2 protein-coding genes are annotated in these 1,176 nt (G+C 43.6%); both read right to left on the minus strand.

Annotated elements, in window-relative coordinates; all coding sequences use genetic code 11:
* Positions 1–169: 169 nt before the first annotated feature.
* Entirely contained in the window at positions 170–496 is a 327-nt protein-coding gene (locus ACRDDY_RS07865; protein WP_438564399.1) for a hypothetical protein, read from the minus strand.
* A 30-nt stretch (positions 497–526) separates the two neighbouring features.
* Positions 527–1,176: DUF1275 family protein (locus ACRDDY_RS07870; protein ID WP_438564400.1), on the minus strand; the 650-nt coding region annotated here is incomplete at its 5' end.

Consider the following 1,176-nt stretch of genomic DNA (forward strand, 5'->3'; position numbering starts at 1 on the left):
GTTTAAAACAAAAACAAAACCATTGAACATTTAAAGCGAAAGAATAAAGCTTCGATTTGAAAGATAAGCTATATGTAAGCACCTACTTAAAGTTTAAAGCAATCATTTACCTGCAACTTATATCAAAAAAAGCCCGCATAAGCGGGCTGTCTTCAGCGAAAGTTGGTACTCACATATGCTTGGCATTAAAAGTTAATACAGGGTCGGCTTGGGTCAGCGCCTCACCAGAACTCTGTACGCTAACAAGCGCAAAGGCTTTAGCCACCAGCCAATAGAATGAGGCATTGATACTCGAGAACAGGAAGAACACACAGAAGCGGGCCCAGTTCATACTTAACCGCAGATAGATTCTGATAATGAACATCATCCACGACAGATTGCTTTCCATCAGCACAAGAGCGTGCCGAACAGTGCAAACATTAAAAACGCCGAGTACAAAGCCCCAAAGGACCACCGACAAAAGAAAAGAAATTAACCAGCAGCATCCATTCTTCACTACACACCACCACTACAAAAGAAACATATCTCAACAAGCGTTCTCGCATGACTTTGCATGCACTCGCCATATTCTTACCGTAAACGCGATCAGGATGATTGCTGCCGGCATCAAACTATAGAAACCATAGTGCTTACTCAGAATGGCAGTCATCATCGCACCTGCGAAGAAATGAAGGATGACCAGTAAGTAATGACTTCCTTCCTTTCTCAAATCGCCACGTTCTGTGTCGCTCAGCTTCTTGTTAAATGACTTAAAGAAGCTGGTCATCATCAGCACATAAACCGTTGTCACTACAGATGTCGCTGTTGGCTGCCGTGTACCGCCATGCTTAATTACAAAGTTGTGCACGTACATGAACAACAAACCAATCGTAATAAGTGGGATCACCGTAGGAGACGGTCCAGAACCCAAAGCACCGGTCACCATCATGAAGCGGCCTAACGCGATAAAGGTAATTAGCAATACACAGTTTATCGTTAGCGAAATGGCATACATGTGCCATGGCGTCTTTAGGTATGAATCAAACTTGTTTGCCAGCAGCTGGTGGATAGCCGCAATAACCATCCATATGACAATGATGGATATATGGTAGAAAGACTCAAAATCGAGTGTTCCTTTGGCTAACGCCGCCACACCGAAAATCATGTTGGATGTCATGTACCCTATCAGGGCTTTGT

It is taken from the genome of Clostridium sp. (assembly GCF_051656525.1).
Lineage (GTDB): Bacteria > Bacillota > Clostridia > Clostridiales > Clostridiaceae > Clostridium.